Origin of the sequence: Bordetella hinzii LMG 13501, from assembly GCF_001548475.1 — a bacterium.
In the GTDB taxonomy this organism is placed as follows: domain Bacteria; phylum Pseudomonadota; class Gammaproteobacteria; order Burkholderiales; family Burkholderiaceae_B; genus Bordetella; species Bordetella hinzii.
In genome coordinates, this window is record NZ_LRUJ01000007.1 from 86,360 (window position 1) to 100,894 (window position 14,535).

Here is a 14,535-nt window from a genome sequence, read left to right on the forward strand (position 1 = left end):
TCGGGATATTTCAACAATAACAATCCCATCAGTGGGGGTATGCGCCGCCGCCCACACAGGCCGGCCGGCCGCCTGCGCCGATAACGCCGCGCCCGTCTATTCAAAGTTGTCGAAGTGACCGTTCACCAATGAATAAGTCCCAGCCCAGGCGGTTGGACTTATAAAACTGCAAAAAAACCTGGAGGACGGAACGTGGTGCAAGGCAGTCATCCCGATCTACCGCAGGCCGGCCGGCGCCTGGACCTGACCCGGTATCTCAACCAGGAACGCATCGTCTTCCTGTTGACCCTTCTTCTGTTCGGCGTGTTCGTCCTTGCCCTGCCGAACTTCCTTTCCACATCCAACATGCTGTCGCTGCTGCGCAGCGTCGCCGTGCTGGGCATCCTCGGTGTGGGCATGCTGATCGTGGTGCTGGGCCGGGGCATCGATCTCTCCATGGTCGCCATCATGGCCATTTCGGTCGCCTGGGCCCTGCAGCTGCAGGCCACGGGCACGTCGCTGGGCCTGGCCCTGGCGCTGGGCCTGGGCTTCGCGGTCCTGATGAGCCTGATCAGCGGCATCCTGATCGCCTACGCCGAGATTCCGCCGCTGTTCGCCACGCTGGCCATGGGCACGGTCGTATACGGCTACGGCCGCTCGCAACTCATTACCGCCACCGACGTGGTCTACATGCCGCAGGACATCGGCTGGATCAAGTCCCTCGGCCAAGGCTATGTGCTGGGCATTCCCGCGCCTGTCATCGTCGCCTTGATCGTGTCCATCGCCGTCTGGGCCTTCCTGCGCTATACCAAGCCGGGCCGCTTCATCTATGCCATCGGCGATAACGCGGCCGCCGCGCGCCTGAGCGCCATTCCTCTGCGGCCCATGCTGGTGATGCAGTATGTGATCTCGGGCGCCATCGCCTTTCTGGCCGGCATCATCACCGCGACCTCGGTGGCGGCCATGAACACCCGCGTCGTCAACTCCAACATGATCTACGACGTCATCCTGGTCGTGGTGCTGGGCGGCGTGGGCCTGTCGGGCGGACGGGGCAATGTGCGCAATGTGCTGGTCGGCACCCTGCTCATCGGCGTGCTCATGAATGGCATGACCATCATGGACATCCAGTACACAGTGCAGAACGTCATCAAGAGCCTGATCCTGCTGCTGGCGATCGTCGTCGACAGCCTGCTGAACCCGCGCGATGAGCAGACGGGACAGCAGGGTGATATTTGAGCTTCTGTTTGAAGCGCTTCAATTCAATAAGCAAAACGTCAAGGAGACAAAGATGGGAGTCATCAAGCGCGTAAGTGCCGGGCTGGCAGTATCGGCGATCCTGTTAGGCAGCGGCGCGGCCGCGCAGGCGCAGGAGGTCATGAACGACCCCTTTCGCGCCCCGGCGCTGGAGGCGCTGAAGGACAAGAAGATCGCCTATCTTCCGATCTCCATCGGTTTTGACCTGGCGCAGGCCTGGGGCGGCGTGGTCAAGCAGCAGGCCCAGGTCTATGGCATGAAGTTCACGTCCCAGGATCCGAACTGGAACACGGGCGCCATGGTGCAGGGGTTCACCGCCTTGCTGGCCGAACGTCCCGATGTCATCCTGACGCAGAACCCGGACATGCAATCGCTGGCCCGCCTCATGAAGCAGGCCAACCAGCAGGGCATCGTGGTGGTGCAGATGAATATGGCGGGCGCGGTGCAGACCGATGCGGTCGTCGCGCCGGATTTCATCGGCATGGGCGAGGCCATCGCCAACAAGGTGGTCGAGAAATGCGGCGCGGGCACCAATACCTCGCACAAGGTTTCCATCGTGCAGGGGGTGCTGACCGGCGGCGTGAGCTTCTATCAGGTCCAGGGCTTTAACAAGGTGTTCGCCAAGCACCCGGACATCAAGATCGTCTCCAGCCAGGCCGCCGACTGGGATGCATCCAAGGCGCGTTCCATCACGGAAACGGTGTTGCAGCAGAATCCGGATCTCTGCGCCGTCATCGACGTCTGGGACGGACAGGGCGTGGGCACGGGCGCGGCGATCAAGCAGGCCGGGCTGGCCGACAAGGTTTTCTTCATCACCTCGGGCGGCGGCGCGCAATCCATGTGCGACAAGCTCAAGGACGGCACCTTCTCGGCGGTCTACAACTATGACGCCGTGGGCATGGGCCGCGATGCCTGGACGGCCATCATGGTGGCCTTGCAGAACAAGAAGGGCGGCGGCGCCATCAAGACCCAGATGTATTCGCCCTACCGCTATATGACAAAGGCCGACGTCAAGGACGGGACCTGCTTCAACCCCGAGGAATACGCCAAGATCCTGCGCTGACGCGGCTGGCTTGAGCAAACGACTTCGCTTTCGCTTGGTCCGCCGTTTCGGCGGCGGAACACCTATTGCATGAGGTACGCAGTGGCTCAGGTAGGTACGCTCAAGAAGCTGAGATATCGCTTCATCCCCGATCACGTGATCGGGGAGATTCTCTCGAAAAAATGGATAGACAACGCCATCCCCTTTCTGGTGCTGGTGGCGGTGATCGTGGTCTTCGGCCTTTTGCTGCCGAATTTCTTCTCGGCCGGCAATCTTTCGATGATGTCGCGCCAGCTCGGCGAGTTCGGACTCATTTGCCTGGCGATGATGGTGGTGATCATCGTCGGCGGCATCGATCTATCGGTGGGATCGAACTTCGCCCTGGGCAATTTCACGGCCCTGGCGCTGCTGAATCTGGCGCATTGGCCGCTGTGGGCCGCCATCCCCGCCACGGTGCTGGTCTGCGGCGCCGTCGGCCTGGTCAATGGCCTGTTGATCGGCTATCTGCGGCTGCGGGCCTTTCTGACCACCCTGGTCACGCTCATCATCGTGCGCGCCATCGTCGACATGCTGCTGCTGAAGTATGTGCAGGCGATGTCCATGAGCTTCTTCTCCGATGAGGTGTGGGACCTGATCGGCATGGGCGACGTGCTGGGCCTGCCTTTCGCATTCGTGCTGCTCATCGTCGTGTCGCTGATCGGGCATATTCTCATCACGCGCTCGCGTCCCGGCTGGCGCGCCATGGCGGTGGGGGGCTCGCGCCGGTCGGCGCACAACATCGGCCTGCCGGTGCGCGGCATTGTCTGCTCGGCCTATACGCTGTCAGGCATGCTCTGCGGCCTGTCCGGCGTGCTCTACGCGGCCCGGTTATCGGGCGCCGGTTCGGATACCGGCATGGGCCTGGAGATCATGGCGCTCACGGCCGCCATCATTGGCGGCAATTCGCTGGGCGGCGGGCGCGGATCGGTCGTCAAGGCCTTGATCGGCGCGGTCATTGTCTTCGTGATGACCAACGGCGTGCTGCGCCTGGGCCTGAACTCCGGGTCCGGCCCCATGGTGTTGGGGCTGACGCTGATTTTCGCCGTCTTCATCGATGTGCGCTGGCTGAAGAACCGCGACAAACTGCTCAACAAGGTCTATGTCTCGCCGACCCTGATCGAGCTGCCCGAGCCGCGCAGCACCAAGGAAGGGCCGCTGGCGCCCAACGACCGGCTGGCCGATGTCGAGATCATCGGCCTGGGCCAGGTGGAAAGCCCCGAGGATGTCATCCTGGACGAGGACGACGTGCTGTATTGCGGCACGCGCCACGGCGACATCGTGCGATTCTTCCCGCCCGACTACACGCGCCATGAAGTCTTCGCCCATATCGGCGGTTCGCCCCTGGGCATGAGCCTGGACCGCGACCGCAACCTGGTGGTCTGCATCGGCGGCATGGGCCTGTACAAAGTCACGCAGCAAGGCGAGGTGTCCAAGTTGACGGACGAGACCAACCGGTCGCGCCTGTCCATCGTGGACGACAGCCGCCTGCGCCTGGCCGACGACTGCGATATCGCGCCCGACGGGAAAATCTATTTCTCGGAGGCGACGGTGCGCTACGAGATGCACGACTGGCCGGTGGATGCGCTGGAGAGCCGCGGCAATGGCCGGATCATCTGCCATGACCCGGCCACGGGCAAGACCCATACGGCGGTGCGCAAGCTGGTGTTTCCCAACGGGGTATGCACGGCGCGCGACGGACAATCCATCCTGTTTGCCGAAAGCTGGGCCTGCCGCATCAGCCGCCTGTGGATCAGCGGTCCGCGCGCCGGCAAGGTGGACATCGTGGTCGACAGGCTGCCGGGCTATCCCGACAACATCAACCGCGCCTCCGACGGCACATACTGGTGCGCGATCATGGGCATGCGTTCGCCCGCGCTCGATGTGGCCCTGCGCATGCCGGACTTCCGGCGGCGGATGTCGCGCCGCATCGCTTTTGACCAATGGCTCTATCCCAATCTGAACATCGGCTGCGTCATCCGCTTCAACGAACAGGGCGAGGTGTTGGAGTCCTTGTGGGACCGGGGAGCGAAGAACCATCCGATGATCACGTCGATGCGCGAGCACAAGGGATGGCTCTATCTGGGCGGCATCACCAATAACCGGATCGGCCGCGTGCGTTTGCCCGATGCCGATCCGAATTGGTCTGCCTGGTCGGATTATTGGGGGAAGACGGCATGATGGGCCTGTTGAAGTCGGTCTCCGACCGCCTGTTGGGCCGGGGCGGCGCGGCCTTGACCGTGCCGCCGCTGGATGGGGCGCTCAAGCCCAATAACCGGCTCGAGGATGCGCCGGCCGGCCTGCCCGCCAGGCAGCCCGGGGCCCTGGCGCTCAGGCAGGGCCAGGTGCTATGGGCCGAGGGCGATGCGCTGATGTCGCCCTCGGGCGAGCAGGCCCGCATGCCCGGGCCGATCACCGCGATGGCGGCCTCGCCGTCCGGATCCCTCGCCGTGGCCATCGACGGCGGCGGCATCCACATCGACGGCGGGTCACCGCCGGCCCTGGCCGCGCTGTCCTGCGTGACCGCCCTGGCCTACGAGTCGGAGCGGGCCTTGTGGATCGCGGTGGGCTCGACCGTCCATCCCCTTGCCGCCTGGTCGCGCGATTTCCTGGAAATGCGCCGCAGCGGCCAGGTGCTGCGCTACGACATCGCGGGCGGACGCCTGCAGGTCATGGCGGACAGACTGGGTTTTCCTTTTGGCCTGCTGCCCGTCTCCCAGGGCGTGGTCGTCAGCGAGAGCTGGACCCGGCGGCTGCTGCGGATCGACGGCGCGGGCAAGCTTGTCCAGTTGAGCGAGAACCTGCCCGGCTATCCGGCGGGCCTGGCGCCGGCCGCGGGCGGCGGCGCATGGCTGGCGCTATTCGCGCCTTGCAATCCCCTGCTGGAACTGGTCTTGCGCGAGCCGGCCTACCGCCAGGCCATGATGGCCGAGGTGGAGCCACAGTACTGGATCGCGCCGGCCTTGCGTTCAGGCGATTCGTTTCTGGAACCCATGCAGGGGGGCGCGCTCAAGCAGATGGGCATATTGAAGCCCTGGTCGCCTACCCGGTCCTACGGCCTGGTGGTGGAGCTCGATGCCCGTTTCGAGGCCGTGCAGAGCCTGCACAGCCGCGCGGGCGGACGCAGGCATGGCGTGACCTCGGTGCTCGAATACGAAGGCAAGCTGTGGATCGCCTCCAAGGGCGGCAACGAAGTGCTGTGCCTGGACGCGGGGAGGGACTGATGGAAGCTATCGTCGAGTTGCGCAAAGTCACCAAGGAATTCCATGGCGTTGCCGCCTTGCGCGAAGTGAGCTTCGACCTGATGCCGGGCGAGATCCATGCCCTCTTGGGGGAAAACGGCGCGGGCAAGTCCACGCTGACCAAGATCATCGCCGGCGTGCACAGCCCCACCCAGGGCGAGGTTCTGTTCAAGGGCGCGCGGCTGGCCTTCTCCAAGCCTGTCGACGCCTTGCGCAACGGCATTGCCATGGTGTTCCAGGAGACCTCGCTGGTGCCGTCGCTGACCGTGGCGCAGAACATCTATCTCGGCAACGAGAAGCTGTTCAATCGGCTGCGCGGCATCTATATATCGGCCCAACAGTTCCTGCAGTCGCTGAACTTCAATGTCGATCCGACCAAGTACGTCAGCCAGCTGGGCGCGGCGCAGAAGCAGATGGTGGAGATCGCGCGCGCCGTGCATCACAAGGCGCGCGTCATCATCTTCGACGAACCGACCGCCACGCTCACGCCCGAAGAGAAGTACCACTTCTTCGGCTTGGTCAATCGCCTGAAGGCCGATGGCGTGTCCATCATCTTCATCAGCCATGCGCTGGAAGAGGCGCTGGCCATTTCCGACCGCATCACCATCCTGCGTGACGGCCAGCATATTGTCACCGACCGCGCCGGCGCCTTTGACCGCGACCGCATCATTTCCCATATGGTCGGGCGCAAGCTCACCGAAGAGATCTACCAGAAGACGGCCCGGAAAGCGCGGCCCTACGGGCCCAAGGTCCTGAGCGTGCAGAACCTGTCCATGGGGCGCATGGTGCGCAACACCTCGTTCTCGGTCTATGGCGGGCAGATCACGGGCATCTTCGGCCTGATCGGTTCGGGCCGCACCGAGACGGCCAAGATCATCGCCGGCGCCGTCAAGCGCGATTTCTTCCATGGCGGCGAACTGCGGCTGGAAGGACGCTCGGTGCGCTATCGCACGCCCCGGCCGGCGGTCAAGGACGGCATTGTCTACGTCACCGAGGATCGCAAGCTGGAGGGCTTTTTCGAAACCAAGTCCATCGCCGAGAATATCTACACCGGCCTGCTGGGCGCGGACCTGAACCGCTCGCCCCTGGTGTCGCACAGCGAGATGATGGCCTTGTCCAAATTCTGGACCCAGCGCCTGAACATCCGCGCCATCGACGACAACGCCAAGGTGATCGAATTGTCGGGCGGCAACCAACAGAAAGTCGTCATCGCCAAATCGCTGGTCCAGCGGCCCAAGCTCGTTATCCTGGACGAGCCCACCCGCGGGGTGGACGTGGGCGCGATCGCCGAGCTGCATGCGGTGATCAATGAGCTGGCCGACAGCGGTCTGGCCGTGGTGGTGATTTCTTCGTATCTGCCCGAAATCATGAATCTCGCCGACCGCGTGCTGGTGGCCCGGCAGGGCCGGGTGGTCGAGGAGTTCGGCATCGAAGAGGCCACCGAAGAAAAAATCATGTATGCGGCCGTGCATTGATACGCCGCCACCGAAGGAGATGTCATGAAGATCACCGCTGCAGTGCTGGAGGAAATCGGCCGACCCGGCCCCTACGCCCAGACCCGCCCCTTGAATGTCTGCGAAATCGACCTCGCCGAACCCCGCCATGGCGAGGTGCTGCTGCGGGTGGCCGCCGCCGGCCTGTGCCATTCCGATCTGTCGGTCATCAATGGCGACCGGCCCCGCCCCGTGCCCATGGTGCTGGGCCATGAGGGCGCTGGCATTGTCGAGCGCGTGGGCGAGGGGGTCGGCGACCTCGTGCCGGGCGACCATGTGGTGTTTGTTTTTGTGCCGTCCTGCGGCCACTGCGTGCCTTGCCAGGCGGGGCGGCCGGCGTTGTGCGAGCCGGGCGCGGCGGCCAATGGGCGGGGCGAAATGCTGGGCGGCGGCACGCGGCTGTCGCGCGATGGGCAGCCGGTCTATCACTTGACGGGTGTGTCCAGCTACGCGACCCACGCCGTGCTGTCGCGCAACAGCCTGGTGAAGATAGACCGCGAAGTCCCCTTGAACATTGCCGCCCTGATGGGCTGCGCGGTGCTGACGGGGGCCGGCGCGGTGTTCAACACCGGCGCGGTCGCGCCGGGCGGCCGGGCGGCCGTGGTCGGTCTGGGGGGCGTGGGCCTGGCTGCCGTGCTGGGCGCGGCCGCCGCGGGCGCCGAGACCATCGTGGCGGTCGACACCTTGCCGGCCAAGCTGGACCTGGCGCGCGACCTGGGCGCCACGCATTGTTTCGAAGCCGGGGATCCGGATCTGACCGGCAAGATCAAGGAGGCCACCCAGGGCGGCGTCGACGCGGCCCTGGAGTTCGCCGGCTCGGCGCGCGCGCTGGAAAGCGCCTTTTCCTTTACCCGCCGCGGCGGCACCACCATCACCGCCGGCCTGCCCAATCCCAAGGCGGTGCTCAATATCTCGCCGCTTACCCTGGTCGCCGAAGAGAGGTCGCTGCGCGGCAGTTATCTCGGCTCGGGCGTGCCCTCGCGCGACATTCCGCGTTTCCTGGGGCTGTTCAAGCGCGGCAAGCTGGCCGTGGACAAGCTGCTGACGCATCGCATTACGCTGCAGGACGTCAATGCCGGCTTTGACCGGCTGCACCGCGGCGAGGCGATCCGGCAAGTCATCGAGTTCGAGGTCTAGGCCCTGCGCCGACCATGCCCTGGCGGCCAGGGCATGCCGGCCTGGGCCGGCGGGCGCTAGAGCAGGGTACCCGCCAGGGCCGAGACGATCAGCAGCGCGCCGGTCCAGAGGTTGGCGCGAAACAGCATGAAGTTGCGGTCGGGGCGCTGCAGGTCGAAGACGGCCAGCTGCCAGCCCAGGTGCAGGGCCACCACGGCCATGCCCGCGAAATAGCCCCAGCCCAGCCCCATGTCGTAGCCGGCCCAGGTCCACAGCAGGGCCGAGGCCAGGTAGAAGCCGCCGATCCAGAGCTTGCCCTGTTCGCCAAAGCGCATGGCCGTGGAGTGCAGGCCCAGCTTGCGGTCATCGCGCACGTCGACATAGGCGTAGATGCTGTCGTAGCCGATCTGCCAGAACACCGCGCCCAGCCACATGGCCACGCCGGCCAGCGGCAGGTGGCCCTGCGTGTCGGTCCAGGCCATCAGCATGCCCCAGTTGAAGCACACGCCCAGCACGGCCTGCGGCCAGTAGGTCACGCGCTTGCAGAAGGGATAGATGAAGACGAAGGGCAGCACGCCCAGCGCCCACCAGCGGCTCAGGTCATTGATGAAGAACAGCAGCGAGGCGCAGACCAGCAGCTGGCCGAGCAGGAACCACACCGCCTGGCGCATGCCGAGCTGGCCGCTGGTCAGGGGCCGGAAGCGCGTGCGCTCGACATGCTGGTCGATATCGCGGTCCCACATATCGTTGACCGTGCAGCCGATGCCGCGCATGAGCAGCGCGCCCAGCGAGAAGACGATCAGCCGTTGCAGGTCGGGCCAGCCGCCGGCGGCCTGCACCAGCGCCGCGATGCAGGGCAGCAGGGTGAGCCAGGTCCCGATGGGCCGGTCCAGGCGGCAAAGGCGGGCATAAGGCCGCCAGGAACGGGGCAGCCAGCGCTCGACCCAGTCGTCGAAGACGATGTCGCTCAGGTCGGTCGTTTGGGGGGTGTTCACTGTGGGCACTATCGATAGCAAAAAGAAGGGCGCGGCGGGATAGGCCGCCGCGCCCGACTATAACGCATGCCAGGGGCTCAGACGTACTGGCGCAGCAGCTTGCCCAGGATGGCGATGCCGGCGTTGATCTTGTCTTCGGGCACCGTGGCAAAGCTCAGGCGCAGCGTGTTGGCGCGCGGCGTGCCGGCATAGAAGGGCGCGCCGGGGACGAAGGCGACGTTTTGTTCGACCGCCTCGGCCAGCAGCTTGGCGCTGTCGATGTGCTCGGGCAGCGTCACCCACAGGAACATGCCGCCCTCGGGTTTGGTCCAGCTTACGCCGGCGGGGAACTCGCGCGCGACGGCCTCGAGCATGCAGCGGCCCTGCTTGCGATAGATTTCGCGCACATTGGGCAGGTGCTCTTGCAGGAAGCCGTCCTTGACGATTTCGTAGACGGCCATCTGGGTCAGGGTCGGGGTATGCAGGTCGGTGGCCTGCTTGGCCTGCACCAGCTTGTGGATGATGGCGCGCGGCGCGGCGATATAGCCCAGGCGCAGGCCGGGCGCCAGCACCTTGGAGAAGGTGCCCAGGCGGATCACCGTGGCGCCGGCCTCGGCGCCCAGGGCCAGCAGGCCGGGCTGCGGCTCGCCGGCATAGCGCAGTTCGCCATAGGGATCGTCCTCGATGATGGGCAGGCCCATCTCGGCGGCGCGCTGCACCAGCGCCACGCGGCGCGCGCGGTCCAGCGTGCGGCCCGTGGGGTTCTGGAAATTGGGCAGGGCGTACAGAAAGCGCGCGCCGGCGGCCAGTTCGGGGGTGATCGCCTCGGGGATCAGGCCGCCGTCATCGGTGGGCACCGGCACATAGCGCGGCTGGTACAGGCTGAACGACTGCAGCGCGCCCAGGTAGCTGGGGTCTTCGACCAGCACCTTGCTGTCCTTGTCGATCAGGACCTTGCCCAACAGGTCCAGCGCCTGCTGCGAGCCCGACACGATGAGGATCTGGTCGGCGCTGACATTGGCGCCGGCGCTGTTCAGGTCGTCGGCGACCCATTGCCGCAAGGGGGCGTAGCCCTCGGTCGGGCCGTATTGCAGGGCGGCGCGGCCATTGGTGGCCAGGACCTTGTCGAACGCCGCGCGTACCACTTCCACCGGGAAGCCGCCGGGTGCCGGCAGGCCGCCTGCAAAGGAAATGACCTCGGGCCGTTCAGTGACCTTGAGGATTTCGCGGATGGCGGAACTGGTGAGTTGCTGGGCGCGTTCCGAGAAGGAACACGCGGGTTCGAAAGGCTTGTCCATGGGGAGCTTGTAGAAAGGAAGGAAACGTGCTTGCGGTTTTTATTGTTGCACAACGCGAGGGCGGGCCCGGGGGCGGGTCTAAAATCACCCGGCACGATTTCTTCCGGTACAGTTAATTTTAGTTACATTCAGCCATGTTTCAGGCCGCCGCGCTCTCGACCGAATCCAAACCCCAGTTTTATCGCGAGCTGGCCGCGCAGGCGCGGGCCCTGCTCGAAGGCGAGCATGACCGCGTCGCCAATGCCGCCAACTTCGCGGCCCTGGCCTGGCAGGCCCTGCCGGCGATCAATTGGGCGGGCTTTTACTTCTACGACTGGCGGGAACTGGTGCTGGGGCCTTTCCAGGGCAAGCCGGCCTGCGTGCGCATCGCCCTGTCGCGCGGGGTCTGCGGCGCCGCGGCCAGCCAGCGGCGCACCCAGCTGGTGCCGGATGTGCACGCTTTTCCGGGCCATATCGCCTGCGACGCCGCGTCGCGTTCGGAAATCGTCGTGCCGCTGGTGCAGGATGGGCATCTGCTGGGCGTATGGGATGTGGACAGCCCCTTGCCGGGCCGCTTCGACGAAGAGGACAGGCAAGGCATGGAGGCCTTGTGCCAGGTGTTTCTCGACAGCCTGCGCGTTGACAAGGGCCAGGGCGCGGCGTAGATTTGGCGCCGCATCTTTCATTTTTCCTGTTTTCATGAACCAGGCCCGAATCTCCGCTACCGTCAGCCACGCTCCGCGCGTGGGGGTTGCGTTCGGCCTGAAATCCAAAAAACAGCCGCTCATCTGACCGGAGCGTGCTGTTCCGTCAGATGGGCGACGGAACAGCGGCAGATCCGGCTGCGCGGCCCACGCGCAATCCAGTCTCTCACTCGACATCGCACTTCTGTACGGGCTCAACCCGAAGGAGTGATTTGTGTCGACCCTAGCTCAAGCTGAAACCGCCACCCCCGTGGCCGCCCCGGTGTCCTTTCATGGCGTCTGGGTTCCCCTGGTGACGCCGTTCGATGAGGATGGCCCCGATCTGTTTTCCCTGCGCCGCCTGATGCGGCAGTACCGCCAGGCCGGCGTCGACGGCGTGGTGGTCTGCGGCAGCACCGGCGAGGCCGCCGCCATGGACGAGTATGAGCAGCTGGTGGTGCTGGACACCGTGCTCGACGAGGCCGGCCCCCTGCCGGTCGTCATGGGCCTGGCCGGCAACCACCAGCGCGACGTGCTGCGCCGCCAGGCGGTGTTTACCTCGCGTCCGCTGGCCGGCCTGCTCACGCCCGCGCCCTATTACGTGCGTCCCGGCCAGGCTGGCCTGGCGGATTATTTCCGCGCGCTGGCCGATGCATCGTCCGTGCCGCTCATCGTCTATGACATTCCCTACCGCACCGGCGCGCAGATCGAGACCGCCACGCTGCTGGCGCTGGCCGGGCATCCGAATATCCGCGCCGTGAAGGACTGCGGCGGTTCGCTGGACAAGACCCAGGCCGTGATCGCGCATGGCGGGCTGCAGGTGCTGGCCGGCGAGGATATGCAGGTGCTGGCCACCTTGGCCATGGGCGGCAGCGGCCTGATCGCGGCGGCCGCCCATGTGCGTCCTGATCTCTTCGTGGCCATGTACCAGGCCATGCAGGCCCAGCAAGTGGCGCTGGCCCGCCAGCTTTATCACGCGCTGGCGCCCGTGATCCGCCTGCTCTTCGCCGAACCCAACCCGGCGCCCCTGAAGGGCCTGCTGGCGCGCCAGGGCTTGTTGCGCGAGCAACTGCGCGCGCCCATGGCGCCGGCGCCTGGCGCTGATCAGCCAGCTGGAGGCGGCCGCCGCCGAGCTGGACCGGCGTTATCCGCGCGCCTGAACCGGCGCCAGCCGCAGCAGGGGCAGGCCGGCGGCCAGCACGGCCAGCCCCAGCAGCGCGCCCGCGCCCGCATAGACCGCGCTGGAATAGACCAGGCCCGCGCAGGTCAGCGCCAGCAGCAGGGGCGGCAGGGGATAGCAGGGCACGCGGAAAGGACGCGGCCGGTCCGGGTCCAGCTGGCGCAGGCGCGCCACCGACAGCGCCACCAGCAGCATGAAGAGCCAGAATACCGGCGCGGTATAGGCCACCAGGGTCTGCACGCTGTTCTGGCTGACGGCGCCGGCGATGATGAGCAGCAGCGTGATGCCGCCTTGCGCGAGCAAGGCGCGCACGGGCGTCTGGCCGCGCGCGCTCCAGCTGGCCAGCACGGCCAGCCGTGGCACGTCGCGGCCCAGCGCATAGTAGAGCCGCGCGCCCGTCATGATGGTGCCGTTGATGGTGGACAGGGCGGTGGCGCAGACCAGCAGGCTCAGCGAGGCCGCCGCATAGGGGCCGGCGGCCAGCTGCATCACGGCCGCGCCCACGGCCTGGGTGTCGCGCAGCCCCTGCAAGCCGAAGATCTCCAGCAAGGCCAGGTTGATGAGCAGATAGGCGCCCGCGACCACGGCCGTGCCCGTGAGCAGCACGCGGCTCATATTGCGCGCCGGGTCGCGCAGTTCGCCGCTCAGATAGGCGGCTTCGTTCCAGCCGCCGTAGGTCAGCAGCACGAACACCATGCCCATGCCCAGCAGGCCGGCCGGATGGCCGCTCAAGGGAGCGGGGGCCGCGGCCGCGCTTGCCTGCGACGCCGACAGCAGGCTGGCGATGATGACGGCGGCCAGGGCGGCCAGCGTCAACAGGGTGAAGATCCATTGCAGCCGCTTGGAAGGCCGGGTGCCGGCGATATTCAGCGCGGTCAGCACGATCACCGACAAGGCGCCGTGCAGCGCTGGGCCATGGGCGCCCAGCGGCAGCAGTTGTTGGGCGTAATCGCCGTAGATGAAGGCCACGACGGCGATGGCGCCGGTCTGGATCACGGTGCAGCGCGCCCAGGCGAACAGCAGGCCCAGCCGCGCCCCCCAGGCTCGCGCCAGATAGAGATATTCGCCGCCGGCGCCAGGATAGGCCGCGCCCAGTTCGGCATAGCACAGGGCGCCCACCAGCATGACCAGCCCACCCGCGCTCCAGAGCGCGATATACATGGCCTCCGAGCTGGCGTGCTGGGCCACCAGTGGCGGAAAGCCGAAGATGCCGATGCCTATCACCACGCCGACCAGCACGGCGACGGCGTCCAGGACCGACAGGCGCGGGGCGGCGTTCATGGCGTCAGGCGCTGCGCGCGCCAGCCGGCCTCGTCCGCCGCGACCAGGGCGTCGCCCCGGACCACGCCCACATACTCGCGCTGGCGGCCCTGTTCCTCCAGGGTGAAGCGCAGCTCGGTGCCGCGCAGGCTGGCCCGGGACACGGTGACCGCCTGCCCGTCGCGTTGCGCGCGGACTTCGATCCGCTGGAACGCCTGCGTCAGCGTCAGGGTGAGCTCGCCGCGCGCCGGCTCCTGCAGGCGCCAGGTGCCCGCCACCTTGGCCGGCACGATCCAGAGATAGAGCGAGCGGCCATTGATGATTTCGTGGCGGTCACTGTTCCACTCGCCCATGGTGAAGGCATGCGACACCACGCGCGAACCCGGCGCCAGCCTGTCCAGGATGACCGGACGCATCTTGATGTTGACGTCTGGCAGCAGATACATCGTCAGCACCGTGGCCTGGGAGATATCGGTATCGAACAGATCCTGCCGTCTGAAGTCCACGCGGTCCTGCACGCCGGCGCGGCGCGCATTGGCCTGGGCCTCGGCCACGCGCGCCGGATCGATGTCAACGCCCAGCGCGCGGCGCGCGCCGCGATCGCGCACCGCGGCGATGGCGATGCGGCCGTCGCCCGAGCCCAGGTCGATGACGGTGTCGCGCTCGCCCACCCCGGCCATGTCGAGCATGAGCGCCACCGCCTCCGGCGGCGTCGGGACATAGGGCACATCCAGTTCGACAAAGGCGGGCGGCGAATCCGCCTGGGCGGGCGCGGCGCCGCACAGGACGGCGGCCGCCGCCAGGCAAAGCCAGGCCTTTTTGCGGGATAGTTCGTAAGTAAGCACTTGCATTCCATTCTCCCGGGGACGCCGGCGCCGGCATGCCGATGCGGCTATTGTGGCGCTTGCTGACGCAGAGCTGAATACAGGCTGACCATCAGACCGCACGAAGGTTCCAAAGCTGGGGACGATACGGGTTGGCAGCCGCGGCGGCCTGGTC

Annotated in this window: 11 protein-coding genes and 1 pseudogene; 8 read left to right on the plus strand and 4 right to left on the minus strand. The window is 66.5% G+C overall.

The annotated features are described in order from the left end of the window. Window positions 1–192: 192 nt before the first annotated feature. From AXA74_RS06785 to AXA74_RS06810, 6 genes are all read left to right on the plus strand, one after another. Window positions 193–1,215, plus strand: a complete 1,023-nt coding sequence (locus AXA74_RS06785) for an ABC transporter permease (RefSeq protein WP_029579910.1) — start codon at window positions 193–195, stop codon at window positions 1,213–1,215. A 52-nt stretch (window positions 1,216–1,267) separates the two neighbouring features. Next, on the plus strand, window positions 1,268–2,296 hold the full coding sequence (locus AXA74_RS06790) for a sugar ABC transporter substrate-binding protein (protein ID WP_029579909.1): 1,029 nt from the start codon (window positions 1,268–1,270) through the stop codon (window positions 2,294–2,296). Between the two features lie 81 nt (window positions 2,297–2,377). Beyond that, window positions 2,378–4,492, plus strand: coding sequence for an ABC transporter permease (locus AXA74_RS06795; RefSeq protein ID WP_029579908.1), 2,115 nt, complete (start codon window positions 2,378–2,380; stop codon window positions 4,490–4,492). After that, window positions 4,489–5,535, plus strand: coding sequence for a hypothetical protein (locus AXA74_RS06800; RefSeq protein WP_032979216.1), 1,047 nt, complete (start codon window positions 4,489–4,491; stop codon window positions 5,533–5,535). Before AXA74_RS06795 ends, AXA74_RS06800 begins: the two co-directional genes overlap by 4 nt. After that, window positions 5,535–7,028, plus strand: a complete 1,494-nt coding sequence (locus AXA74_RS06805; protein ID WP_029579906.1) for a sugar ABC transporter ATP-binding protein — start codon at window positions 5,535–5,537, stop codon at window positions 7,026–7,028. Before AXA74_RS06800 ends, AXA74_RS06805 begins: the two co-directional genes overlap by 1 nt. 24 nt (window positions 7,029–7,052) lie before the next feature. Continuing rightward, a complete protein-coding gene (locus AXA74_RS06810) occupies window positions 7,053–8,183 on the plus strand; it encodes a zinc-dependent alcohol dehydrogenase family protein (protein ID WP_029579905.1) in 1,131 nt (376 codons plus the stop codon). Window positions 8,184–8,239: 56 nt separating this feature from the next. On the opposite strand, the gene ubiA is transcribed toward AXA74_RS06810, so the two are convergent. Together ubiA and AXA74_RS06820 are read right to left on the minus strand one after the other, a co-directional pair. Beyond that, window positions 8,240–9,157 (minus strand): 4-hydroxybenzoate octaprenyltransferase, encoded by a 918-nt coding sequence (gene ubiA, locus AXA74_RS06815; RefSeq protein ID WP_029579904.1) that lies wholly within the window; start codon window positions 9,155–9,157, stop codon window positions 8,240–8,242. 77 nt (window positions 9,158–9,234) lie between these two features. After that, window positions 9,235–10,434 carry an aminotransferase-like domain-containing protein gene (locus AXA74_RS06820; RefSeq protein ID WP_029579903.1) on the minus strand — a complete coding sequence of 400 codons (1,200 nt, stop codon included), beginning with the start codon at window positions 10,432–10,434 and terminating at the stop codon, window positions 9,235–9,237. Between the two features lie 134 nt (window positions 10,435–10,568). Between AXA74_RS06820 and AXA74_RS06825 the strand changes: the two genes are divergently transcribed. Together AXA74_RS06825 and dapA are read left to right on the plus strand one after the other, a co-directional pair. Beyond that, window positions 10,569–11,078, plus strand: coding sequence for a GAF domain-containing protein (locus AXA74_RS06825; protein ID WP_032979214.1), 510 nt, complete (start codon window positions 10,569–10,571; stop codon window positions 11,076–11,078). Between the two features lie 289 nt (window positions 11,079–11,367). Next, window positions 11,368–12,256: pseudogene (gene dapA / locus AXA74_RS23835) on the plus strand (4-hydroxy-tetrahydrodipicolinate synthase). On the opposite strand, the gene AXA74_RS06835 reads toward dapA, so the two are convergent. Both AXA74_RS06835 and AXA74_RS06840 read right to left on the minus strand, forming a co-directional pair. Then, window positions 12,241–13,581 carry an APC family permease gene (locus AXA74_RS06835; RefSeq protein ID WP_032979212.1) on the minus strand — a complete coding sequence of 447 codons (1,341 nt, stop codon included), beginning with the start codon at window positions 13,579–13,581 and terminating at the stop codon, window positions 12,241–12,243. The pseudogene dapA and the gene AXA74_RS06835 sit on opposite strands and share 16 nt — an antisense overlap. Then, on the minus strand, window positions 13,554–14,387 hold the full coding sequence (locus AXA74_RS06840) for a 50S ribosomal protein L11 methyltransferase (protein ID WP_032963147.1): 834 nt from the start codon (window positions 14,385–14,387) through the stop codon (window positions 13,554–13,556). The genes AXA74_RS06835 and AXA74_RS06840 overlap by 28 nt, the downstream gene beginning before the upstream one ends. Window positions 14,388–14,535: the final 148 nt, after the last annotated feature.